We start from the raw sequence: 24262 nt of genomic DNA on the forward strand, positions 1-24262 counted from the left end.
CCCGGCCAGAGACATCTCACTGATATAGCAAGAATACACCCTGGACCGAAAGAGAGCAAACCAAAGCAGGGCCCGTGATTCCTGCAGCCCTCAAACCATCCCTCAGGCCTGGCCATCCATTGAGCCGCTTCTCTATTTTCAGTGAAACTGCTATAATAGACAATCGTAAACGACTCTAATCGTCACTCATAAGGATGTCAGACCCCGGCACCCCATCCGGATTCGGCTGCAACCACCCTTCAACCAGGGATCTACCTGCAATGGCTTTTACCTTTCCCCCGGGCTTTTCCTCGCCCCAGTCCATCGAGCCGACCCTCTGCTTCACCACCAATCCCCTGAAGATCGGCGAGGAGTATCCCCTGGAGAAGTTGCCGGTCAGCGAGCTGGTCAAGAAGGATCAGCTCTTGCTGGAGTTTAGCGATACGGACCTGGGGGAAAGCACACAGCTGGTGCGCAGGAGCGTGATTGCCGGCGACCACACCCTTCTTTCGGAAGATGGCAATCAGGTTCGGGCAGAGGTGAGCGGCTATCCCCGGGTGGCCTTTGTCCCCCTTGAGGAGAGCGATGATCAGCAGCTGCGGGTCTGGGTGGAACCGCTCTTTGCACTCTCCCCGGACCAGATGGAGGCGGCCATCGTCATCCAGCCGCTGCTCTTCAACTATGCCATCTTAAGCAGTGAAGACCTCTACCAGCAGCTCAGGGAGGCGGGGATCGTCTTTGGGGTCGACTACAAACAGCTCAACCTGGCCAAGCGCACGATCCGGGAGCGCTCCACCGAGGCGGAGCAGATCGTCCTGGCCAGGGGCAGGGAGCCCATCCCGGGCACCCGCGCCTACCTGGACTTTAAACTGGAGATCGGACCCATTGCCGGCAAGCTCTTAAAGAACGGCAGCATCGATTTCCGGGAACGGAAGATCATGGTGCCGGTTGCCGCAGGTCAGCTCATCGCCACCAAGGTGCCCCCCAGCCAGGGCAAACCGGGCATGACGGTGCTGGGCAAACGGCTGGCACAACGACCGGGCCGGGACATCGAGGTGGAGACCGCAGGCGATGCCCACTACTCCCGGGAAGAGCAGGAGGTCAGAGCCACCAAGGACGGGGTCCTTTCGGTGGTCCAGGATCAGGTGATCAAGGTCTTCAGCAAGCTGGAAATCAGCGGTGATATCGACTACTCCACCGGTAACATCGAATCGAGAAACTGCGTTGTCATTCACGGCTCCGTCTTCCCGGGATTTCAGGTAAAGACCGGCGGCGACCTGGAGATCAGGGGCAGCGTCACCTCCACCCAGGTGTCCAGCCAGGCCAACGTGGTCATCAAGGGGGGGGTGCTGGGGAATGTGAGTGCGGTCACAGCCTCCGGAGATATTGATCTCAACTTCATCGAACAGGGCCGAATCGGCTGCAGGGGAAACTGTGTCATCCGCAAGCAATGCTACTACAGCCACATCTATAGCGGCGGCGATATCCGTTGCCACGAACGCAGTACCGTGGTCGGCGGTGAGCTCATTGCCGAGGGCAGCATCTCCCTGGGCGATGCCGGAGCACCGGACGCAGACCCGCTGCTGCTGGCGGCTGGGGTGGTGGCGGAACGGCTGTTTCGCTCCAGAGAGCTCCTCCAGCAGCTGGAGGAGTATGAGAGCTCCATTGTCCAGCGGCTCAAGGGCTACAGCGGGGTGGCCCGGACCAAGAAGCTGCGCAGCCTCAAGGGCGGGATCGAAAAGATGAAGCACAGGTATCTCCGGATCAACCTGATCCCGGGCACCGGCCTCTACTCCCGCCCTGCCGAGGAGAGCGAGGGGGGCAGTCCCCGGCAGGGAGCCGAAGAGGAGGCGTCAGCCGTGGACCCCGTCGACCTCGGTCGGCTCAGCATCGAGGTCCGGGGGACCATCTTTGCCGGCACCCGGCTGCAGATCGGCAATCGGACCCTGACCCTGGAGCAGACCGACGCCGGCCGGCGCTACCGGCTGGATGACTCCAGGCGCCATATCATCTCGCTGCCACTGTAGGTCACCTCTAAAAAACACGCCCGAATCCGGAGACACCCTGCTGCCCCGAAGGCAGGAGAGCGGATCGCTGCTCATGAGCCGGAGGGGTTCGGAGCTCTGCAGAAAAAAGAAACTGGACAGGCAGAGCCGTAATGAGCCTGCCTTGAGCGCTCGTCGTTTCATGGAAAGAGAGGAGAGAGGGCAGTGCAGCGAAAATTTTTCTGAAAGACGTCCCCCCATGCCATAACTCAGCGACGTATTTCACCTGATCGGACGGCTTGAGCATGACCCCGAAACCCCTTAAAGTTACGTCCCTAATGAAGCATGGGGCGGAAACATAGAGCGTCTTCTGGCTGAAGGCTCTGTACCGTTCTTGCGGTGAGATGGAGCTGGGGTATTTCTGCCGTTCCTCTGCTGGATCTAGAGTAGAGGACGGGACCGATTTCAGGCTGAATCCGGGGGAATCGGGAGAGATGCCCCCCAAGGAACTTGAGGAGCTAACGCATTAGAATGAATGGCGGAAGTGCATGGGAATCGAACCCACCTGACAGGCTGTTCACCCGTCACACCGGATTTGAAGTCCGGGAGGGCCACCAGTGCCCTTCAATGATTCCATATAATTAGCCCACCATGATCCTATCCAGTAGATGCACAGTAGATGTTTCGACACATTTCAGGAAGTGCCGGTTGCAGTTTCCTGCAAGGTAGCACTGTAGCGTTTCTTATGTCAATGCTCATCAGTTACAAGTATAGGGCTCTTGACCGTTGAGAAATTCTTCTTGGCAGTAATCATGAGCCTGCTCAACAGACTCCTTTTTTCTAGCTTATAAACAGTTGCACTTACCAATGCATAGGTGTAATTACCTCTCGGAATTCAACAATTTTTCTACCAGGAGAAATTTCCTTTGAGATTTTTCACGCTGCTTACAATCTTAGTTATCTTGTCAGGGTGCTCTACTCACTCATCCAACCTTCAGGTCGGCAATAACCAATCCTATCTCAGCCTTACTGACCAAAGACAAGCCCTACGAACCGTCCAAGAGTACGACTCTTTACCTGAAGGAGGGAAGATACTCGGAATTGTAGGCGCATCACGATGCCACAGAAATTTCACGGAAACAGAACCAAGCAATGACATGGTAACCGTTGATCTTAAAGTCGCTGCATATGCTAAGGGTGCTGATGGTATAACAGATATTAAGATTAAGAAAGAATCTGGCCTCTCCAGCAACTGTTGGTATATCTTAGATGGTTCGGCAACAATGTTTATTCTCCCGGAATAGTAGCTTCAGGGAATTCTGACACAAATTTGTGAGACCCCATATCCCCCTATCTGCGAAACCGTTTCCCCCGGTGCCGGGCCTCCTTCCTGGTACCCCTCTAAAAAGGCAAGGTTCCTCTTGCTTTAAAAACGTGGCTTGTGGTGATCGTTTAGGTTAATGATATCGGTGGCATGCGTAGACACAGAAGGTCCAGGAGAGAGCCTGTTAGAGGCCCTCTCGCGGCTGTCTGGTAGTGTGCCACTGGGTCATGCTGCCTTCACCAGCTTGCTGGCCTTCACATTGTAGATCGATGCTCTACTACAGCCGTACTCCCTGGCCAACTCTGTCGGTGTAGCTCCTTGCTTGAGCTTCCCCTTGATCTCTACCTTCTGTTCATCGGTGAGCTTTGCAGGGCGACCCATGTGCTTACCTGCTGCCTTGGCTGCTGCTATGCCCTCCTGTTGACGCTGTCTGATCAGTGACCTTTCGAACTGGGCAAAGTTTGCCAGCATGCCGAACATGAGAAGCTGCATGGGGTCTGCCTCCTTGCCGGGGACGAATACCATATTCTCCTTGTGGAATGTCACGGTGACCCCTTTCTCCAGGAGTTCATTGACGATGGTATGGAGGTCGATAACTGACCGTCCCAACCGTGAAAGCTCATGGACGTGGAGGTGGTCTCCCTCTCGTACATAGTCCATCATTGCCTTCAGCTCCGGGCGGTTCATGCTCTTACCTGATACCTTCTCTTCAAAGATCTTGTCCAGATCCATCTCTCCCAGTTGCCTACCTGTGTTCTGATCTACAGAACTTACCCTGATGTATCCCACCTGTTTGCTCACGACTCCCTCCTTGTTTGGCGTTAAGTGTCATTTACTCTATAGACCTTTCTAGAAACAATGTCAAGAAGTCCTTCTCGAACCTTTATAACGCTCGCTTGTAACGTGTCGGAAAGGTGTACCTTTTTGGAATCTATCCGGTTTGATGCCTCTGTTTCCGGGGTGTTCCCCTATGTCGCTGACTTCCTGTATTTAATCAATCATGCCCTCTAATAGAGAGGTAGACGCCTGCTGATTACTATTTGGTAACTCCAGTATTTAAGCACTGAGCACAGTCCCTCTCTCAGCAGTTCACAAACGATCCCCATGGTGGGCATTCAGGTTCACCTCACGCCTGTCTCAAGGCTGGCTAGCTACCAGCTGCCCGTACTCAAACCATGGGGGTTGTCCTTTCAACGTGAGGCATCCATTCGACCAAACCAACACAGACACCAGGAGAATCCCTGCAGACCACATGGAGTGGGCCGGGGGGAGGTGTCTCAATTCAATCGCCGTGAGGTAATATGAACAAGACAGCAGTAACCGTAGTTGATGCAGTAATGGGTACCGGGAAATCAACCTGGGTAGCCTTGAAGATCAAAGAGGAGCAGAGCCGCTACGTGGTAGTCCTGCCAAGGCTGACAGAGCTTGAGCGCTATGAAGAACTCCTGGAGGGCCTGGAAGGGGTTGTATCCCTGAGAGATGATAAGGAGCAGGGCAAGAGTCAGAGTAAGCGGGAACTCTTCAAGGAGGCCCTGGTTGACGCCCAGGTGATCCTGATTACTCATGCCCTGTTCGAGAACTACCTGACCCCAGACACCTTCGAGATCATCGGGGAGGGTGAATGGTCGTTGATCATGGATGAAGTGATTACCGCCTTTGAGCCTGTCAAAGGGGTGACTGATACAGATATCATTGGATTGATTGGTAAGCAGGTGATGCGAAGGGAGCCAGTGAAGGGGAAAGTGGCCAGGTTGGTGCCAGATCCTGGAATGGCTGCATGCTATCGGGCTGCTCCTGCTACAGAGGCATCGAAGGCCCAGAAGCATTTTGTGGGGGCTGCTCAGATCAAGGATGTCTACGCTATCGAAAACGACAACGGTAAGGACTTCATGGCCTTCTCACTGAGGGAAGAGCGGCTGAACGCTTTCAAGGACGTTATCATCCTGACCTATCCGTTTAAGGACACAGATCTTGACTATTGGTTCCAGGTCAAAGGCTGGAAGGTGGAACATATGAAGCTAACCAGAGAGACCAAGACCAACTCCCTGGATGACTACAAGCTGACGTCCCATGATGGCCAGTACTCCGGCAAGGAGTTTGCTGAGCTGATAGAGCTGGTGAATGTAGAGCAGCGAGGGGTTAGGCCTCATGAGAGATATGGAACAAAGCCTGGTCACTTCAGTGCTACAGACTCCAAGAAGCGCCTGGTAATGAAGAAGGGTGGCAACGTGGGTAAAGAGGTGCAGCAGATTAGGAAAGCTCTGAGACGTGAATTTCGGCATCCTAAGGATAGGTCCCGTAGGGTTGATCCAGGGGACTTCATGTTCTCTTGCCGTAAGGAATGCATCCCTGTGTGGGCAGAGCCTAAGAATTCACTGTCCAAAGCCTTCATCGGAAGGGATACATGGGTCGCTTTCAATACACGTGGCATCAATGATCATGCTCATAGGCATCACCTTGCGTTCCTCTATAACGTGTTTCCGCAGCCTGAGATTGAAAAGACCGTCCAGGCGTTCGACCTGAACTATAACCGGGACCAGTACGCCTTGCACGTCCTGATTCAGTGGGTGTGGAGGTCAGCTATCCGGAAGGGGGAAAGGATACGCTTGTACCTGCCCAGTGATCGTATGAGGAGGATTCTGTTGGAATGGCTAAGAGTACCACATTGGGGTATGCTCGAAAAGAACGTGCGCGAAAACCGCGCATTGAGGTGTTTATATATTTGAAAGTAGGTTGTTATTGAAAGTGGTACTTATATAGAAACTAGAAGTTATCTCTAATGAAGAATGTTGATAGCGAGTGGCTACCATGGGAGATCCCTGGTTCACCAGGAGGAGATCCACCTGGAACTGATCCTATTGATTCCATAATCACTGATAGTCTCCTGATGGTATGCTTAAGCCAATGATGACCGTAGGCTTCTGGTTGGCAAGGGCATACCCTGGGGAGACCTCCAGGCTGAATACCTCATAAGCATAGGTTACCGGCGGTATGTTCCCTCCCTCCTCACTCGGAGCGCTTCGCGTCCTACGTTCGCTCGGGTCCATTTCATGGAGACCATCCTTTTTCATTTCCTGATCATCCATTGCTGAAAGGAAAGTACCCTACGAACTAGATCAGCAAATACTGGTCACTCCTCCAGCTGATAACCCTGATCCCTAAGCCCTAGCCACAGTTTTCCTATAGTGCTCACGCTGTGATTCCTCATGGCCTATCTCCCTGGTGAACATTCATTGGGAAGAGGTAGGTCTTGAGGGTCACGCTGAGCTGTCCAGTCCTTGTTTTCCTGTATCTGTCTTTTTGCCCTCAGGCTCACCACCCGTTGCTACCCGTTGACCAGAGCATTCAACAACTCCCAGGAGGGACTCCTCATCGCCTGGAAGGATCGAGAGGGATGTCTCCCATGGATTCCTGGAGGCCTGCCACATCGTGTCATGTATACGCTGATGTATAGGGAAATGGCAGTGGCTAGATATACGTTAGTGTATATAACTATTTGAACTTATTGATATTTTGTGCTTGACCTGCGCCTTGGTCGTCGTCTACTGTTGCGCCGCGAAATTCACAATCAACCTTAATCAATAACAACAGAATGGAGAGAGCAAATGGATATGGTTTGTAAGGTCGACGGAATTGGAGAAGTTGAGGTCTGTGACAGGTGCGAGGTCTACGCTGAGAGTGCTGATCATGTCTCGGCTGTCCATGCATATGCGTCGGATCTTCATGGGCCACGCCGCTATGTAATCGTGAGCAATGCCGCTGGAGAGGGGGAGATAGGTGGTATTCCTGATCTGTCCGCCCTGACCGATGCTATCGGAGAAAAGGTGAAAGAGCTGTATGAACGTATCATGGCCCTTGATGATCACCGTGTACTAGGACGTTAAAAACTATTCATCACCTGGGGAGGTCTCCGCTGTCGGAGCAGCTGTCGCTGTCGGCTCATATCGGCTGAATGGTAGGCCTCCCTGTTATCCTCCCTGCTGTACCATCCATTCCCCACCGGGAGTCCTTAGCTGATCACCCGCTTGCCCCACAGCAATCAACCTCCCCATGAACAGCGACCAGAAGATGTCCTCAAGGCAGATCGCTGAGCGGACTGGGAAGGAACACAAGCATGTTATGCGGGACATTAGAACCCTGGTAGATCAGGAGGCTATACATGAATCCAGTTTTGGATTGATGTCCTATCCTGTTGAGATCGGGAATGGCGCAGTCCGCCAGAGCCAGATGTACCAACTCGACTTCCACGCCACCATGACCCTGATCACAGGCTACCGGGCTGACCTCAGGGCTGCTGTGATCGCTCGCTGGATTGAGCTGGAGACTTTACTCCAATGGAGGAGAACAACCATGAGCGAACTCATGACAATCAACGGTGACCTGAAAGAGGTCAATGGCGAAATGATGATGAGCAGCAAGCAGATCGCGGAGCCGCTCTGTGAACCTGGGGATCTTCCACGGCATGATAATGTAAAGCGTGCCATGGAACGCCTTGAACTTAGGGAATTAATTGTTGTTACCCCAATGGAGGAAGAACAAATTGACTCGATGGGACGGGCACATAAGGTGAAGGTCTACTACGTAAACGAGGACCACTCGTACATCGTGGTTGCCCAGCTCTCCCCTGAGTTCACCGCAAAGCTCGTCCATGAGTGGCGACGGTTGACTGAGGAGAACCATGAGCTGCCCCCTTAAAACAGGGGGACAGGTAAGATACCTCCAGATCATCCCGGAGCACCCTGAACCAGCAATCACCCCGTTTGACTATGAAGACCATGAAGTTCGCACCATCACCAAAGATGGAGAACCTTGGTTTGTTGCCAAGGATGTCGCTGAGGTGCTGGGGTACGTTAACCTAAGTAGGGATGTCGAGAGACACTGTAAGTATGTTGAAATACTTAAAAGTACCGAAACGGTACCTTTGGATATCCCGCCTCGTGGCCTGCAGATCATCCCAGAGTCAGACCTTTATCGACTCATCATCAAGTCCAGGCTTGCCGGAGTTGAACAGTTCGAGGCCTGGGTGATGGAAGAGGTGTTGCCCTTATATCTTGCGAAATCGTCCAACGTCAGTACACTTGGTCAACAGGATGTCATAAAGAGAAAGGATAGGTTAAGGTTTGATTATATTAACAAGGAGGAAAACATGGAACCTGTTAGTTTGGTGGCAACCATCGGCACATGTGCTTCAACACTAAAAACAGTCGTCGGCCTGTTCAAGGATGTCAAAACCCAAGTGTCAGAGGGTAAGGGGAGCGAAGCGTTAGGCTCTATAAATGATGCAGAGGGGAAGGTTTCTGAACTGCTCGCATCTTTGATAGAGATTCAAACTAGTACAATCAGGATCCAGGACGAAAACAGGCGGCTTACTGAAAAGTTGAGAGCTAGAGATGATTGGAGTGAACGTCTCAATGAGTATGTAAAAACGAGAACAGATGGTAGAGCTGTTGTCTATCAACATACGGGCGACATAGGTGAGTATGCATGCCCAGCTTGTATTGAAACGCGTAGAGGGATATTTCCGCTACAAGACCAAAATACATATGGTGGTAATTCCCAATGTCCAGAATGTAAATCTATGTACAATACAAGAGAGAGGGCAGGTATTACAGGTGCCAAACTGATTTAGAGTTGAACTTTATTTATCAGGAGCATAGGGGGAAAACTAAAGGTCTCTATGCTATTGGTGTGAAAGGTCGGCAGGGACCATGAGCTTGACGGCCATATAAGGTGTCCTGTTTCAAGACCCTCTCAGGTTATCCCGTACTCAATCTTCTCAATAGCCTCCCTTAGCAGTATCTCTGGCATGTACCGCTTACCATACCTGCCCATGGTTTCGCTCTCGATGGTATGACCGTCAAGCTCATGGATCATGAAGGGGTCAACCCGTTTATGTTTCAGATGGGTGATGATGAAAGGGGTCTACATAGTGTACATACCCCTGAAGGAAGAGGCCTGTCCCCTGGAGGGACTCAATACCTGACCATCTCCAATACCCTCTTTGCCACCAGCAGGTTCTCTCTGGAATGCCACTGGATGTACTGGGCGGTGATATCGTTGCTCTTGTGATTGAGCAAGCGTTTCACCATCAGGTAGTCTATGCCGACCTCGGTTGCCCTGGTGGCAAAGGTTCTGCGGAGATCATGGCATTGAAAGGAGAACCCAAGTAACCCAGCGAGCCTGTTCAACGTGGATCGAGTATCCTTGATATGGCTGTCCTTCTTTTGTGTCGAGGGGAAGAGATATGGGGTGGAGTTCCTGGCCTTATCAATGATGGCCTGGGTAGCTGAGGTGACAGGTACGTAGTGTGGTCGTCTATTCTTGGGATCTTTAATGAGCAAGCAGAACACGCCGTCAACCTCTATGAGATCGTCCCATTTTAGTTTCAGGGCCTCGTTCTTACGTAGACCAGTGTAGAGGATCAACTGCAACCCTAAAACCATAGGGTGGCTGTCTGAGGTCGTTACACGCAACAATTCTCTGACCTCCTCAGCCTTCAGGTAATGCTCCCTCTTCCGTGTTCCCCTATCCACCCGTTTGAGTTTCAGGACATCAACAGGATTGTTGTCGATGAGTTCATCGGCTCTCGCGTAGTTCATCAGGGCCGACAGGATCCGCATAGTCTTAGCTGCCTGGGAGAAAGTCGGCTTGCCGCCGTTGATCCCTTTATCCCTGATCTCGTAGAACCGTTTCTCCACCATATCTTTGCTGATGGAGTGGACAGGGGAATCTAACCAATCAGCGAGATAGAACCCGACAGCCTCCCGATAATCTTGAATCGTTCGCGGTTTCAGCCTTCCCCCTGAGAGATATTGCTCGAACAAAGAGCCTAAAGGGAGGTCTTTCTGGTGAATTTCGTGGACTCCTGCCTTGATGTCTGCGATTATTTCCAGAGCTTTCATTCTGGCTTCATGGAGAGACAGTAGAGGATATGCACCGAAAGTTTTTCTGAAAGACTTCCCCTCATGCCATAACTCAGCGACGTATTTTACCTGGCCTGACGGGTTAACCTTGACCCCGAATCCCCTTAATGTTGCGTCTCTAATGAAGTATGGAGTATCCTCTGACTGAAGGCTATTTAACGTTCTTGTGGTGAGATGAACCTGAGACATTTCTTCCGCTCCTCTGGTAGATGTACAGTAGAGGATTGGACCGATTTCAGGCTAAATATGAGGAATCTGAAGAATTGCCCCCCAAGGAACTTGAGGAGCTAACGCATTAGAATGAATGGCGGAAGTGCATGGGAATCGAACCCACCTGACAGGCTGTTCACCCGTCACACCGGATTTGAAGTCCGGGAGGGCCACCAGTGCCCTTTCCACTTCCCCTTTTGCATCTTAAGCGTAATATGTATTGACCTGAAAAACAACTTTTTATTATAATCGAGCCGTTCGTCAAACCACCCCCTTATCAACCCAGAGTTATAACAGGATGGGATACTCCCAGAATAGAGATGGAATGTGAGCGACTACTTCGCCTGATTAAAGACTGGTACCTGCGCGTCAAGCAGGAGACCATGGCACCTGCACGGATGATGCAGTTTGTCGACCAGCATGTCAAGGACTGTGAAATCTGCCAGGCAGAACTGACCCTGTCCGACGAAATAGAAAAAATTCGGGAGATTGTTCTCCCTGAATCCAAGATTCCCAAGGCTGCTCGGATCCAGGAGGATCGTCCCACCCCGGAGATCTCTCCGGACGAGGAGGACGAGGAAGTCCAGGAAAAATATATCGATGACGATGACGAGGACGAGGAGAGCGAAGATCTTACCAGTAATCTGGAAACCGGGGAACATCCCTGAAACAGGTCTTCCCCCCTCCCTCTTCCATCCCAGGCGCTACTCGATAAGCGCCTGAGAGAGAACGCCGGCAAGCAGCCATGGGCTGATTATCGGCGCAGCTGCTGAACAGGGACGGTGTAGTACCGGCTCGACCTTGGTGGTTGAGCCGGTGCACGCCCTCTCGACCCCTCTCCCTCCCGGATGCCCTCCATCCTGGAAGCTCCCCTGATCCACGATTGCCGACAGGCAAGCTGTTCGCAGGCCCTTGCAGACAGGAGCCCCCCCCTGTCACGGCCAGCCCCCCTCTGCTGGCCCTATTCCAGCCGTTTGCTGAAACGAAAGGCGCTGATCGCCAGAAAAAGCGTTGCAAAGCCCAGAAGATAGCCGATATCTGCGCCCATACCGGTAAGGGGCTCTCCCCTGAGGATGATCCCGCGGATGATCCGCAGGAAGTGGGTCAGGGGCAGCACCTCGGCCAGCTGCCGGGCCACCCGGGGCATGGCCACAAAGGGGAACATGAATCCGGAAAGCAGCATGGAGGGCAGAAAGACAAAGATGAACATCTGCATGGCAGCCAGCTGGTTGCGGGCCAGGGTGGAGATCATCAGTCCCAGGGTGAGGTTGGCCAGGATAAAGATCAGGCAGACCGTGTAGATCTCCAGGAGTTTGCCGGCCACCGGGATGGCAAAGAGGAGTACCCCCAAGAAGAGGATCACCGAGACCTGGAGCAGGCCGATGCCGATATAGGGGATGATCTTGCCGATCATCAACTCCAGGTTCCTGATGGGGGTGGCGATCAAGAGCTCCATGTTGCCCCGCTCCCGCTCGCGGACGATGGCAATGGAGGTGAACATGATCATGGTCATGGTCAGAATCACCCCCAACAGCCCCGGCACCGTAAACAGGGCCGCCCGCCGCTCCGGATTGTAGAGCAGGCGCACCGAGATCGCTTGGGGTGTATCCCGGTTGGAGAGGGTCCTGCCCGGGGCAAAACGAAAGTTGGCCAACTGGCGCAGGGCCCCGGCCACCATGGTGTCTGAGCCGTCCACCACCAGCTGGGCCGTAGGCCGATCCCCCAGCTGGTAGCGCTCCTCGGCATCCGGGGGGATCACCAGGCCGGCGCTGAGCTCGCCGTCCCGGATCCGCCCCTCCAGCTCCTGGGGCGTTGCGCAACGGGCAATAAAGTGGAGGACCTGGGTTGCCTCCAGGTCCAGGGCCAGCTGACGGGAAAAGCTGTTGGCCGGCTGATCCACCAGCCCGGCCGGCACCTGACGGACATCGGTGTTGATGGTGTAGCCGAACAGCACCAGTTGAAACAGGGGAATCATCACCACCATGCCAAAGGTCAGCCGATCGTGGATCAGGTGGAGGACCTCCTTGCGGCAGACCGCCCCGATGCGGATCAGGGCCTGGAGCAGGCTGCTCATCGCCCTGCTCCGCCGGCACCCTTGGCGCCGTTTTCCCGGGTGGCCATCACAAAGACATCCTCGATGGTGGCGCCGGCAGGCTCAATCCCGGCCGTAAAGCCGGCCAGGTGTTCCCGGAGCCAGTCCAGCCCATCGACCACCCCGGGCATGAGCATCACCCGCAGGGAGAGTCCGATCCGGGTGGTGGCCAGGACCTGGGAGACACCCTCCAGATGGTTGCGGATGGCGGTGATCTGGGGCCCGTCGATGGCAAAGACTCCGGCACCCAGCTGCCCCTTCAAGGCCTCCGGGCTACCGTCGGCCACCTTCCTGCCCTCGTTGATGATGGCCAGATGGTGGCAGCGCTCGGCCTCATCCATCAGGTGGGTGGTCACCAGCACCGTGGTCCCGGACTCACACATCAGAAAGAGTTCGTCCCAGAACTCGCGGCGGGTGTTGGGGTCCACCTCGGAGGTGGGCTCATCCAAGAGCAGCAGCCGGGGTTGATGGATCACCGCCGCTGCCAGGGCCAGGCGCCGTTTCTGCCCGCCGGAGAGGGCTCCGGCAAGCCGTCTGCTGAAAGGCTCCAGGCGAAAACGCTGCAGCAACTCCCGGATCCGCCCCCTCTGCTCTGCCCGCCTGACCCCCATGATCCGGGCCATGAATTCCATATTCTGGAGGATGGTCAGGTCGGCGTACATGGAAAACTTCTGGGTCATATAGCCCACCTGACGCCGGATAAGCTCGGTCTGCTCGGGGATACGCATCCCCAGGACCTCGATTTCTCCCGCCGTGGGCGCCAACAGGCCGCACATCATCCGAATGGCGGTGGTCTTGCCGCTGCCGTTGGGGCCCAGAAAACCGTAGACCCCATGGGGCGGGATGCTCATATCCACCTGGTCCACGGCCGTGAAGTCGCCGAACCGTTTGCTCAATCCCCTTACCCGGATGACGGCCTCCATCCCTACTCCAAGATCAGCTGCACCGGGGTGCCGGCGCTGAGAGATTCGGCATCCTCCTCGATGAGATCGAGCTGGGCCAGATAGGAGAGCCGGGCTCGATCCTGTTCGGAGAGGGCAAAGTAGGGGGTAAAGGCGGCCTCGCTGGAGATGCTGCGCAGCCGGGCCTTGAAGGCTCGATCCCGACCGTCGATCAGCAGGCTGTAGGTCGCTCCGGGACGGAGGCGGGAGCGGAAGGGCTCGGGCACATAGACCCTGGCCCAGGGCTGCTTTCCGGCCAGGAGGGTACAGACCACGGCCTGGGCCGGAGGCCGGTCCCCTGCCTTAAAGGGCAGGCTGTCCACCAGGCCGGCCCTGGAGGCCCTGATGGTATACTCTTCCCGGAGCAGCTTGAGGTAGGCCAGGTGGGCCCTCAGCTCACTTTCCCGGGCCCGGGCCTGTTCAAGCTGCTCGATCCGGGTTCCGGCCTGGAGCAGGGCCAGCTCCTGCTCTGCTACGGTCAACTCGTTCCTGGCCTGGATGGCGTTGTTCTCTGCCAGATCCAGCTTCTGCCTGCTGCTGGCTGCGGTGGCCAGCAGCTCCTGCTGACGGACAACCAGGGTACGCCTGAACTCCAGGGCGGCGCGGGCCGCACTCACCCGGGCCCGGGCTCGGGTGATCTCCTGGGGACGGGGACCGTTTTCCAGTTCCTTGAGCCGCCAGCCCGCCTGCTCCAGGCGGGCCTGAATTTCCGCCAGCTGTTGACTGATCTTGCGATCATCGATCCGGACGAGCACGCTCCCGGCAGCAACCCGGCTCCCCTCCCGGACCGCCAGCTCGGTGATCAGCTCGCCGGCCGGAGTCCGGCTGTTGAGCCGATCCCACTCCAGGGTCCCCAGGGCCTGGGGAGGAGACTCCCGGCAGCCGCTCAAGACCAGGAGCAGCCCCAGAAAAAGCAACTTTCCACGGTAGCCCATAGATCCAACTCCTCTCCCTCAAGATACGATATACCGCTGCCCTGAAGAGCGGAAACCTCCACAAACCAGCTGAGATCCTCCTGCTCTACCAGGGACTACTCACAGCAGCCCTTAAAAACCTGTCTGCCCAGGAGGGTGTTGAGCCACTGGCTGATGATATGGGCGGCACAACCCACCCCTGGAGAGACGGTGATGGCCCGGGTGGGGCAGTTGGTCTGGCAGGCACCGCACTCCATGCAGCGGTCACGGTCAACGATGACCGCCCTGTTCCCCTCCAGCCGGAGGATGCGGTGGGGACAGACCAGGCTGCAGCGACCGCAGCCGATGCAGTCCTGACGGTCGAGCCGGAGAGTGACCGTACCATCGATATAACGAAATGCTTGCACCTCTGGGCCTCCTGAGCAGAGCTCATTGCCGGTTTATCTGTTCAGCCTATCTGGGTGAGCACCCTGCCTCACTCATTGAATACACTGCCCACGGTCTGATTACGACCATTCTCCTTGGCGAGATAAAGATTTTTATCCGCTGCCTCCAACAAGGTCTCAGGCGATATGGCCCTTCCCTGGTGGGTGGTGGTGCCCACGCCAATGCTGACGGATACATGGGCGGCAACCTCTGAGTATTCGTGGGGGATACGGAGCTCGGCCACGGTATTGCGGGCGCGTTCGGCCACGATCTTTGCTGCAGGCAGATCCGTTTCCGGGAGGACCATCACAAACTCCTCACCCCCGTAACGGGCGATCAGGTCTCCCGGTCGTTTCAGATCCCGCTCCAGGGCCTGGGCGATCCCCTGGAGGGCAAGGTCCCCCATGGCGTGGCCGTAATGATCGTTATACTGCTTAAAAAAATCCACATCCACCATTGCCAAAGAGATGGGGCTGCCGTTGCGAACAGCTCGTGCCCACTCCCTCCGGAACACCTCCTCAAAACGGCGGCGATTTGGAATTTCGGTAAGACCATCCAGATGGGCCAATTGATCCAGCAGCTTATACTGATGGACAAAACGAAGGTGATTGCGGATCCGTATCTTTACAATGGGTGGGGAGTAGGGTTTGGTAATATAATCCACCGCCCCAAGTCTGAGTCCATGCTCCTCATCCTCCACAGAACTGAGTGCCGTGACAAAGATGACCGGGATATGCTTGGTCTTGTCATCGTTTTTCAACTGCTTCAGGACATCGTAGCCTCCCATCTCCGGCATGACCACATCCAGGAGGATGAGGTCAGGAGGAAGGTCGCTCCAGGCATGTTGCAGGGCCTGTTCGCCGCTCCTGGCAAGTACCGGCGTATACTCCTCCTTCAGGAGGGTTGCCAAGACCTTGAGGTTCATCTTCTCATCATCAACGATCAGAATGCGGGCCTTTTCCTGCTGCGACTTCATCTATCATCACCCTTCTGCTGGAGCCTGCGCAATAAATCGCCGCCCAGGGCTGCGGCCTGTTCATATTCGATCTCATCAATCAGTTCAGCAATGAGCCGCAACTCTTCGTCGACCCCGGCTTGGCAGAGGAGTTGCTCCACCTGGACAAACTGTTCCTCTGCTGCCGCTTCTCCCTTGCTCAGCTGGTCGATGAGCAGCTGCAGTTCTCCCTCAGGCTCCTGGCCGCCAAGAAAACTCAGGCCAAGCTCCTTATCCCGGGCAAGGGGAGCTTCCGCCAGCGCAGGAAGGGCGGAGAGGCTGGAAAGGATGGCATCCAGGGCATCGATAAAGGAACCAAGCTGGTTTGCCGCCTCCTCCCGCTGATCTTTTTTCAGGAACTCTTCCAGCTTGCGGGCGGCCCTCATCAGGGCAGAGGCACCGATATACCCGGCCACCCCCTTGACGGTATGGGCCATATCCTGAATCTGCCGCCAGTCACCCGTCCCTGACCAGTCTCGCAGCTGGGTTGGCAGAGCGGAGTAGCCCTTCTGAAAATCATAGAGCATCTTCACAAAGAGCTGTTGATTCTGATTCAGCACATCGAGGGCTGCCGCCTGGTCGATCCCGGCCAAGACAGGCAACTCCTCCTCAAGGGGCAGCAAACCCCGGCTTGGTTTCCGGGGTGATCCTGGGTGGCTTGCAGCCTGTTGTTCCGGTATCCACCGTTGCAAGGTCTGATGGAGGAGGTCCAGATCAAGGGGCTTGGTGATATGATCGTTCATGCCTGCGACCAGGCTCTTCTCTCTGTCTCCGGCCATGGCATGGGCGGTCATGGCGATAACAGGCAGATCCCTGTATCGACCTTGGCTGCGGATCCTTCTGGTTACCTCCAGGCCATCCATCTCCGGCATCTGGATATCCATGAAGACAAGCGCAAAGGATTCCTGCTCCAGGGCAGCCAGGCACTCCCTGCCATTGGAGGCGATGGTGACCACCATGCCGGCATCCAGGAGAAACTCCCTGGCCACCTCCTGATTGATCCTATTATCATCCACCAGGAGGACATGGGCTCCCCGAATCTTCTCCAGATCCACGCTTCGGGACTGCTCCCTGATGGTCACTGTTCCCGAATCCCTTGCAATGCCGAGGATATCCAAGAGGGTATTGTACATAACCGAGGCATAGACCGGCTTCAGCAAAAAGGCCTGGAGACCGGCCTCATCGGCCTCCAGATAGGCCTCCTCACGTCCGTTGGCGGTCACCATCAGCATGGCCGGTACCTTTGAGAGGGAGGTGTTGGCCTTAATCTTCCTGGCGGTCTCGATGCCGTCGATTCCAGGCATTATCCAGTCGAGCAGGACCACATCGTAGGGGGCACCGCGCTGCACGGCCTGCTCAAGACGGGAGAGGGCCGATCTGCCGTCGGCTGCGGTATCCACCTCAAGCTTCCACGATCTCAACATGGTGGAGAGAACATCGCGGCTCGCGCTATTATCATCCACCACCAGGGCGCGAAGCCCCTCTAAGAGCTCCGAAGCCACCCGGGGCGGCTCTCCCTCGACCTCAGCAAGGCGTAACCGTGCCGTAAAAATGAATTCCGAACCCTTTCCCGCTTGACTTTCAGCCCAGATCGTCCCTCCCATCAGCTCGCTCAGCTGTTTACAGATGGCCAGTCCAAGCCCTGTGCCTCCATACTTGCGGGTGACCGAATCATCGGCCTGGCTGAATGCACTGAAGAGCAGGCCAAGCTGATCCTCTCTTAAGCCGATGCCGCTGTCACAGACGGTGAAACGGACGACTATCTCCTCCTGGCCCCGCTCTTCCAGGTTGACCGAAATCACAATCTCACCCTGGTCGGTGAATTTTACGGCATTACTGGCCAGATTCATCAGCACCTGTCCCAGACGCAGGGGGTCTCCGATGAGCCTATACGGAACCTGGGGATCGATCTGAAACAAAAACTCCAACCCTTTCATCTCGGCCTGGATGCCGATGGCATTGGCGATGTTGCCGAGGATATCCTCCAGGTTGAAGGGGATCTCTTCCAACTGCAGTTTCCCTGCATCGATCTTGGAAAAGTCGAGGATGTCGTTGATCAGCCGTAACAGGATATTGGCCGAGCCAAGAATCTTATCCGCATAGTTGCGTTGCCTGGGATCAAGGGGGGTCTTCTGCAGCAACGAGGCCATACCGATGATCCCATTCATGGGGGTACGGATCTCATGGCTCATCCGGGCCAGGAAGTCCCCCTTGGAGGCATTGGCCGCCTCGGCCGCCTCCTTGGCCTGAATGAGCTCAGCCTCCATCTGCTTCTGGAGGGTCTTGTCCATGGCCGTAAAGAGGTAGCCATCCACACGGCCATCGGGGTTGTAGAGGCTGGTGATGGAGAGGCTCACCGGCAGATGCGCCCCGTCCTTGCACAGATAGAGCCACTCCTGGGCCTGGCTGTGTTTGTGTTTCACAAACTGGTCAAAGACCTTCATGTCCTGCAGGCTGGATCCGGCCACCCCGCTTAGCTGCTGACCATAGTGTTCGAGCTCGTCTGCGAGATGGAGGTCAAGGATGCTACAGTTATCGATCATTTCTGCCGGACTGTAGCCCAGCAGGGTGGCAGCCCCCTTGCTGAACAGCCGGATGATCCCGTCCAGATCGGTGGCAATGATGGAGAGCTGGGTGGCGGCATCCAACACAGCCTGCCGTTCAGCATCCGCGACCTGAAATTTATGGAGCATGCTCTCGGTCTGCTCAAACTGCCTCACCACCAGGTCGGCGCTAATTTCAGCCGCCTCTCTGGCAACCTTGAGTTCGCCGCGCAGCATCTCGATCTCCTGCTCCATTGCGGCTCTACTCTTCTTTTCCATCAGCTGCACCCCTGCAAACCATGGGCAGCGAGGACAAGACTGAGTCCGGCAGCCCGTTCAATCAAGGGGCCGCTACAGGCCCCTTCAAGGCCGACCAGGACAATCTCCTCGGGCGGCTCTCCATCGCAGACCTCGGGAAGTACGGCCAGGACATAGGCCAGCCCCGCCCCATGGCCGAAATGGCGGTCATCGAGGCTGGCCACGATCTGCCGCTGGTCAAGAACGACCAGCTCACCCGGCCGGGTAAATCCCCTGACCGCATCGACAAAGACGACCCTGCCCCCCTGCTCCAACAGGGGCAGGAGATTGAGGCCGGCCAGTCCGCCTTCGCTGAGCTCTATCCCGTCAGCCAGGGGCTGCAGTTCCCCCAGGCGGTCAAAGACCGCCGGTCCGGCGGCATCTTCCGGGACCAGGCGGTTGCCGATACAGATGATCTGACGCTTCACCGGCTCCATCCCCTGAGAGGTGGCCCCTTTGGTCTGCTCAGACAATGGACCGCACAGACCAGGCAGGGGTCAAAGGAGCGGACCACATGCCCTGCCTCGACGGGATTGTTCAGGTCTTTAATCGGGGTACCGATCAGGGCCTCTTCCCATGGACCACGCTGACCGGCGCCATCACGGGGGGAGCCGTTCCAGGCGGTGGGGGTGATGATCTGGTAATGGCCAATCTTGCCGTCCCTGATCCTGAGCCAATGTCCCAGGGCGCCTCGGGCAGCCTGAATCATCCCGACGCCTTCACCGTCTGGGATGGACTTGACGGCATGGTAAAAATCCTCCTGCCGTCTGTGCAGCAGTTCGTCAACCCAGATCGCCATGGGCTCCAGAAAATGGGCAGGACGGACCAGCCGTGCCAACTCTCGAACCAGGACATTGGGGCCTGCCTGGGCGAGCAGATCCTTAAACAGGGGATTGCCGGCCATGACCATCTCGGCCAGGGGGCCGGTCTCAACGACCTCTCCTCCGTAGCGGGGCGCCTTTATCCAGGAGTAGGACCTGCCCCCCTGTCCCGAGGCATAGGGTCTGGTCCTGCCGGCAAAGGGGTGGGCTGGTCCATCACCCTGTTGGTACCAGGAGTGAGAGAGGTCTTCACTGATCTTTGAGGCCGTGAAGGAGGAGACCTCGGTTCCGACGGCAAAGCCAGGAGCCATCAATCTTCCACCAACACCTTGCACTCCGGTCTCCTGGGGGAGGGTGAAATTGCCATAGGAGAGAAAGCGATTTGGACCCCTGCCCAAGGTGTCCAGTCCTGCCTGCCGGGCAAAACGGATAAAAAAACCAAGCTCACTCTCTCGATGGCAGGGATCTTCATCGAGCCAGCCATCGAGATCCCTGCTGCTCTGTACCTCCAGCCATCTTTCCAGGGAACAGCCGAGGATGCTTCGTTCATACCAACCACGAAACCGTTCCAGGATGATTCCGCACTGAAGGAGCTTGGATCGTTCCGGCATCGAGGTGACCCCCCCGGGAACCATGAAGCTGGTGTGGGGCCATTGTCCGCCGATGATGGCCACCATCTGCAAAAGCCGTTTGCTTTCCCGGATGACCTCGATTGCAGCCCTTCCCTGCAGGGGGCTGTAGCGCTGCTGCGCCTGCTCTCCCAGGGGATGGTCCTGATAGGCCTCCTGATTGGCAAAATCCACCATAAACATCAGCACGGCCTGGCGGAGATCGGACTGGATCGTTTCAACCATCAGGGCCAGGTTACGCAGACGGCGCGCATTGTCGGGGGGACTACTCCCGGCAACATCATCCAGGGCCTCCACCGCTGCGGTGAGGTGGGTCAGACTACAGATGCCGCAGATACGAGGGGTCACCACCAGGCCATCCAGTGCTCCCCGCCCGTGCATCATCTCCTCGAAGCCACGAAACATGGTGCCCACACTCCAGGCATCGCTGACGATACCGTCTTCCACGTCAACCCGGATTTCGAGATCACCCTCGGCCCTGTTGAACGGAATATTTATATCTCTCAGGGTCTTCATATCGTCCTTTCCAGCTTATACTTTTGATTTCCGATTCTTCAGATGCTCGGGGGCGGCAGCGGCGGCCATGCCCTTATAGACCATATAATGGGCACGGTTGACTCCCATGGGCAGAGAGAGGGGAATGCCTTCGATATTGGGGGTCTGAAAAAAGGGCGTGGCCCTGGGAAAATCCGGGTCTGTGCAGCCGAAACAGGGGATTCCGGCCCTGGGTTTTGAAGAGTGTTGATTCCAGAGCAACTTATTGCAGGGGCCCGGCACCAGGGGGCCTGCACAGCCCATGTGAAAAAAGAGGCAACCCATCTCGCCAAAGTCAGACTCCTCCACCCGGTACTCATGATATTCATTGCGGGTGCACCCCTGGTGGACAGTCGTGCCGTACCACTCGAGGGGACGCTGATACTCATCCAGCTCGAGGCTTACCTCGTTGGCCAGGGCAACGATCGCCCCGGCTACCACATCGTGATGGCAGGGGCAGCCGGCCAGGTTGATGACCGGCTGTCCGGAGCCGGCGGTGAAATCTTTTCCCAGAAATCCACCCCGCTGTTTCTTGGTGAATTGCAGTCCCGTTGCCTCTATCACCGCATCAACGCCAAAACCACCAAAGGAGGCACAGGTTCCCACGGCCACCACAGAGCTGGCCTGTGATGCCAGGCTGTAGACCAACTCCTTTCTGGGATGGCCGTCCCTGGTGTGGAACATCCCGGTACCAGCCGGTCCACAGATGACGGATCCTTCCACCATCAGGATATCGAGGGTCTGTTCCCCGGAATGGATCTGTGCCAGGAGATCTTCATGGCTGGCCGGGGAAAGGTGAGAAAAAGAGGGATGCCAGAGGAGCTGAACGTTCAACTGGCGAAAGAGCTCAATGATATCAGGATATTCACTACTTAAAAAGGAGAAGGTATCTCCGCCGCAGCCTCCCCCCTGTAACCAATATACGCTCTTCATTCCAGGTTCTCCTCTCTCTTGGTTGAAGGGTAGCCGGAGTACGCACCGAGCACGCCGGCCAGGCTGTGATCAGGAGGCGACCGCCCGATGAACGCCCAGCCTCTGCTCAAGGTACCCTTCAAGAATATAGGGGACACCTCTGGAGAGTTGCCCGGAAGCAGGTCTGATTGTACCTCTGCGCCGGGAGCATGGGCTCGTCCGGGTCAAGCAGAAGGGCGTGAAGGCCCTCTCCAGCAATAATTATATCACTGAATCCAGGGGAGACCTAAAAAAAACGTCAGCCCGGGCGCAGGCTCCGGGAGTAAGCGGCCGCGCTGTTTATGCGGAGACTGCGGACGACCGGGACGGGACCGGCTCAGGATCTGGGCGGAAAAAACTTCCGGGTCCTTGAAAAATCCGATTGTTCAGGCAAGGTCCAGGCGCGCGAGCCATTGTACAGCAGCCATAGGTTTGATATTTCGAGGATAAAATTTCCCGACCAGGTATAAGACCCAGCCAAAATGTATCTCTCCATATAGGCAGTTCGCTGATTCTATTGTCCTTTGTATTCTTTTTCCTTCATGCCACGGTTTCTACCGTCATGCCCCCGCCAGCGCGGGAATGACGACTCTGAAAAGTGCTGCGCCTTCACCATAACAGCACGTATATCGGGATTATCTTGGCACACCCTCTTTGTAGTGCTGCTGCAGACCGATCTATCCATTCCTTCCATTACCGTCTAGTCCTCCCCTCTACCGTCATGCCCGCGCAGGCGGGCATCCAGGTCTTTTATGGGTGTCTTGAACAATGAGATTTTTCGATCAAGATCAAGGCATGCGAGAAAAATTACCACAGGCATATAATCGATATTCCGAGGGTAATTTTTAGTGCATAACGCAGAGATTGGAAGAAAAAGCCATTATTCAAGGTAGCCTTATAGGCTTGCCTGATATAATGCGATGCACAGGGGGACATTTCCTCACTGCTCCATTTCTTGATAAGGGTTTCTATTTGAATGTTTTTCTGTTCCCAGAAAGGCCCTGACTGATCGCTGCTCACACCGGTGTAGAGTGACCCCTTCGGTCTGCTCGCCAAGATGGAGACGCTGGAGCGCTGCCTGGTTCCCCAAAAACTGGATTCCCGCCTGCGCGGGAATGACGACCACCAAGACACCAAGACACCAAGCAGGTTACCAGCGGTCCGGACGCTCTCCTGCGTGGCAATGACAGCAAAAAAAGACCCCCTACCTCAGTACCAGGAAATTCAAGCTGTCTCCCAAGGTAGAAGAAAAATGGCTGAGTTTCATGGTTCAGCAGATAAAACTTTGAGCGCAACGCCAAGGTTGGAAGAAAAAGCAACTTTTCAAGGTGAGCTTACAGGAAGGGCGCCAGCAGCCAGAGCGTCAGCGCCAGACCGGTGAGGGCAAACTGCACCACCAGGCCACGCTTCATCTCATACTCGACCCCGCTGGGCGAGGTAAAGGGGGTGGAGCCGGTGAAGTTCATGGCCAGGAAGGAGGCGATGCTCAGCGACCAGAACAGCAGGGCCAGCCCTTCAACCACGGCCAATGGCGCGGCAAAGAGCCAGCACAGCCCCCCGCTCAGCAGACCGGGCAACAAGCCCTTGAGCCAGAACTGGCGACCCGGCAGCCAGGGCAGGAGCAGCGGTACCAGGACCGTGCCGCTGCAGATGGCGGCCAGGGTGGTGATCAGCAGCAGCGGCCCCCGGCTGAGCACGGCCTCCAGGGAGAAGAAACCTGGTCCCAGGCCGGAAATGAGCAGACAGCTGATCAGGATTGCGGCCAGGGGCTTGAGCACCAGGAAGAATTCCACCGGGATCAACACCGCCCGTTCCTGCCAGGAAAAGGTGACCGTGCGCATCTCTTCATCCGCCACCTCGCCCTGGGCCAGGAAGCGGGGCAGATCTGCCGCCCGCACCGGTCCGAAGATCACTCTGAAGCCGCTCTGCCGGCGGACCTCCTCTGCGCAGAGGGCCGGGGCCGAAAGTTGGGGCACGATCAGCCGGCGGCGGCTGAGCAGTCGGGAGAGCTGATAGTGATCCAGGCTGTAGACGAGTTCAGCCGTGGAAAAGGTGTTCTTGCCGGCGGCGCACCAGACATTGATTCCCCGGGTATCGATGACCAGGATCCAGGCATCGATACCGGCCAGTTGGAAGCGCAGCTGGTCAAAGGAGAGCTTGTAGTTGGCCGTGACCAGCAGCGGCGAGTCTGCCTGGGGATTGCCCACCCCATAGATCCCCGGAGCAACCAGGTAGGTATTGCGGATGGCCCCCAGCCGGGCCCCGATGGTTCCTAAGCGATCAGACCAGAGCGGTGCGGTGGTCACCCGGGGGACCGGCCCCAGAGGCGAGTCGATGAAGCCGCTGACCCAGGGACTCAGGGCGTAACCGGCACGGTGATGGGCCCCGGACCGGGGCTGCTGGGGCGGGCCTCAACAGGGCTCGCTCTCCTTTCCCGAAGGCGGGGCCGAGGCCCGCAGATCCGGCAGCGGACCGGACTGCAGGGAATCAGGGGGAGCGGGGGGGCTGTTGTCCTGCTGGTGCATGCTGCTCTCCTGGTCATGGGTATTTTCCTGAACGATAAACGATCATCCCCCCTGCAGTCAAGGGACAGGAGCGGCAAAGGAAGGCGGAGCAGCGGTTGGACAAGCAGAAGCTGCTGGGATATACTTTTTTAAGGATCACCTTTTCCAGAGCACAACAGCAGGCAGCAACAGCAA

At 56.3% G+C, this 24262-nt stretch carries 18 protein-coding genes and 2 tRNA genes; 6 read left to right on the forward strand and 14 right to left on the reverse strand.

What is annotated here, in order from left to right; genetic code table 11:
• Nucleotides 1-260 precede the first annotated feature (260 nt).
• Complete coding sequence (locus tag G494_RS0110895; RefSeq protein WP_028584573.1) at nucleotides 261-2006, forward strand: DUF342 domain-containing protein; 1746 nt, start codon at nucleotides 261-263, stop codon at nucleotides 2004-2006.
• A gap of 494 nt (nucleotides 2007-2500) precedes the next feature.
• Here the strand turns inward: G494_RS0110895 and G494_RS26730 are convergent.
• Both G494_RS26730 and G494_RS0110905 read right to left on the reverse strand, forming a co-directional pair.
• Nucleotides 2501-2599 (reverse strand) — tRNA-Sec (locus tag G494_RS26730).
• A gap of 914 nt (nucleotides 2600-3513) precedes the next feature.
• The gene (locus tag G494_RS0110905; protein ID WP_028584575.1) at nucleotides 3514-4089 is read right to left on the reverse strand and encodes a recombinase family protein; all 576 of its coding nucleotides are present in this window, start codon (nucleotides 4087-4089) and stop codon (nucleotides 3514-3516) included.
• A gap of 500 nt (nucleotides 4090-4589) precedes the next feature.
• Between G494_RS0110905 and G494_RS0110910 the strand changes: the two genes are divergently transcribed.
• The 4 genes from G494_RS0110910 (at nucleotide 4590) to G494_RS25430 (ending at nucleotide 8917) form a co-directional block, all read left to right on the forward strand.
• Entirely contained in the window at nucleotides 4590-6014 is a 1425-nt protein-coding gene (locus tag G494_RS0110910; RefSeq protein ID WP_153305839.1) for a hypothetical protein, read from the forward strand.
• Nucleotides 6015-6893: 879 nt separating this feature from the next.
• Nucleotides 6894-7172 carry a hypothetical protein gene (locus tag G494_RS0110920; RefSeq protein WP_028584578.1) on the forward strand — a complete coding sequence of 93 codons (279 nt, stop codon included), beginning with the start codon at nucleotides 6894-6896 and terminating at the stop codon, nucleotides 7170-7172.
• 166 nt (nucleotides 7173-7338) lie between these two features.
• On the forward strand, nucleotides 7339-7983 hold the full coding sequence (locus G494_RS25425) for a Rha family transcriptional regulator (RefSeq protein ID WP_051305604.1): 645 nt from the start codon (nucleotides 7339-7341) through the stop codon (nucleotides 7981-7983).
• Nucleotides 7967-8917 carry a BRO-N domain-containing protein gene (locus G494_RS25430; protein WP_051305605.1) on the forward strand — a complete coding sequence of 317 codons (951 nt, stop codon included), beginning with the start codon at nucleotides 7967-7969 and terminating at the stop codon, nucleotides 8915-8917. The genes G494_RS25425 and G494_RS25430 overlap by 17 nt, the downstream gene beginning before the upstream one ends.
• A gap of 343 nt (nucleotides 8918-9260) precedes the next feature.
• Here the strand turns inward: G494_RS25430 and G494_RS0110940 are convergent, their stop codons facing one another.
• Nucleotides 9261-10400: a tyrosine-type recombinase/integrase gene (locus G494_RS0110940; protein ID WP_028584579.1), complete on the reverse strand. Its 1140-nt coding sequence runs from the start codon at nucleotides 10398-10400 to the stop codon at nucleotides 9261-9263.
• 116 nt (nucleotides 10401-10516) lie between these two features.
• A tRNA-Sec gene (locus tag G494_RS0110945) sits at nucleotides 10517-10614 on the reverse strand.
• 127 nt (nucleotides 10615-10741) lie between these two features.
• Between G494_RS0110945 and G494_RS27260 the strand changes: the two genes are divergently transcribed.
• Nucleotides 10742-11089 (forward strand): hypothetical protein, encoded by a 348-nt coding sequence (locus G494_RS27260; RefSeq protein WP_035246206.1) that lies wholly within the window; start codon nucleotides 10742-10744, stop codon nucleotides 11087-11089.
• Nucleotides 11090-11382: 293 nt separating this feature from the next.
• Here the strand turns inward: G494_RS27260 and G494_RS0110955 are convergent, their stop codons facing one another.
• The 10 genes from G494_RS0110955 to hgcA all read right to left on the reverse strand — a co-directional run bounded on the left by G494_RS0110955 (nucleotide 11383) and on the right by hgcA (nucleotide 24046).
• Entirely contained in the window at nucleotides 11383-12495 is a 1113-nt protein-coding gene (locus G494_RS0110955; RefSeq protein ID WP_035246208.1) for an ABC transporter permease, read from the reverse strand.
• A complete protein-coding gene (locus G494_RS0110960; RefSeq protein ID WP_028584581.1) occupies nucleotides 12492-13436 on the reverse strand; it encodes an ABC transporter ATP-binding protein in 945 nt (314 codons plus the stop codon). Before G494_RS0110960 ends, G494_RS0110955 begins: the two co-directional genes overlap by 4 nt.
• Nucleotides 13437-13438: 2 nt before the next feature.
• Complete coding sequence (locus G494_RS0110965; RefSeq protein WP_028584582.1) at nucleotides 13439-14389, reverse strand: HlyD family secretion protein; 951 nt, start codon at nucleotides 14387-14389, stop codon at nucleotides 13439-13441.
• Nucleotides 14390-14484: 95 nt separating this feature from the next.
• The gene (gene hgcB / locus G494_RS0110970; RefSeq protein WP_028584583.1) at nucleotides 14485-14775 is read right to left on the reverse strand and encodes a mercury methylation ferredoxin HgcB; all 291 of its coding nucleotides are present in this window, start codon (nucleotides 14773-14775) and stop codon (nucleotides 14485-14487) included.
• 68 nt (nucleotides 14776-14843) lie between these two features.
• Nucleotides 14844-15770, reverse strand: a complete 927-nt coding sequence (locus G494_RS0110975; RefSeq protein WP_028584584.1) for a diguanylate cyclase domain-containing protein — start codon at nucleotides 15768-15770, stop codon at nucleotides 14844-14846.
• Nucleotides 15767-18610 (reverse strand): response regulator, encoded by a 2844-nt coding sequence (locus tag G494_RS22970; RefSeq protein WP_084456683.1) that lies wholly within the window; start codon nucleotides 18608-18610, stop codon nucleotides 15767-15769. The genes G494_RS0110975 and G494_RS22970 overlap by 4 nt, the downstream gene beginning before the upstream one ends.
• Nucleotides 18610-19056 carry a hydrogenase maturation protease gene (locus G494_RS25435; RefSeq protein WP_161629972.1) on the reverse strand — a complete coding sequence of 149 codons (447 nt, stop codon included), beginning with the start codon at nucleotides 19054-19056 and terminating at the stop codon, nucleotides 18610-18612. Before G494_RS25435 ends, G494_RS22970 begins: the two co-directional genes overlap by 1 nt.
• Nucleotides 19053-20594: a nickel-dependent hydrogenase large subunit gene (locus G494_RS0110990; protein WP_028584585.1), complete on the reverse strand. Its 1542-nt coding sequence runs from the start codon at nucleotides 20592-20594 to the stop codon at nucleotides 19053-19055. Before G494_RS0110990 ends, G494_RS25435 begins: the two co-directional genes overlap by 4 nt.
• Before the next feature lie 15 nt (nucleotides 20595-20609).
• Entirely contained in the window at nucleotides 20610-21545 is a 936-nt protein-coding gene (locus G494_RS0110995; protein ID WP_028584586.1) for an NADH-quinone oxidoreductase subunit B family protein, read from the reverse strand.
• A gap of 1352 nt (nucleotides 21546-22897) precedes the next feature.
• Nucleotides 22898-24046, reverse strand: coding sequence for a mercury methylation corrinoid protein HgcA (gene hgcA, locus G494_RS0111000; protein WP_250697403.1), 1149 nt, complete (start codon nucleotides 24044-24046; stop codon nucleotides 22898-22900).
• Nucleotides 24047-24262: the final 216 nt, after the last annotated feature.

This window comes from Desulfogranum mediterraneum DSM 13871 (genome assembly GCF_000429965.1).
Classification (GTDB): domain Bacteria; phylum Desulfobacterota; class Desulfobulbia; order Desulfobulbales; family Desulfobulbaceae; genus Desulfogranum; species Desulfogranum mediterraneum.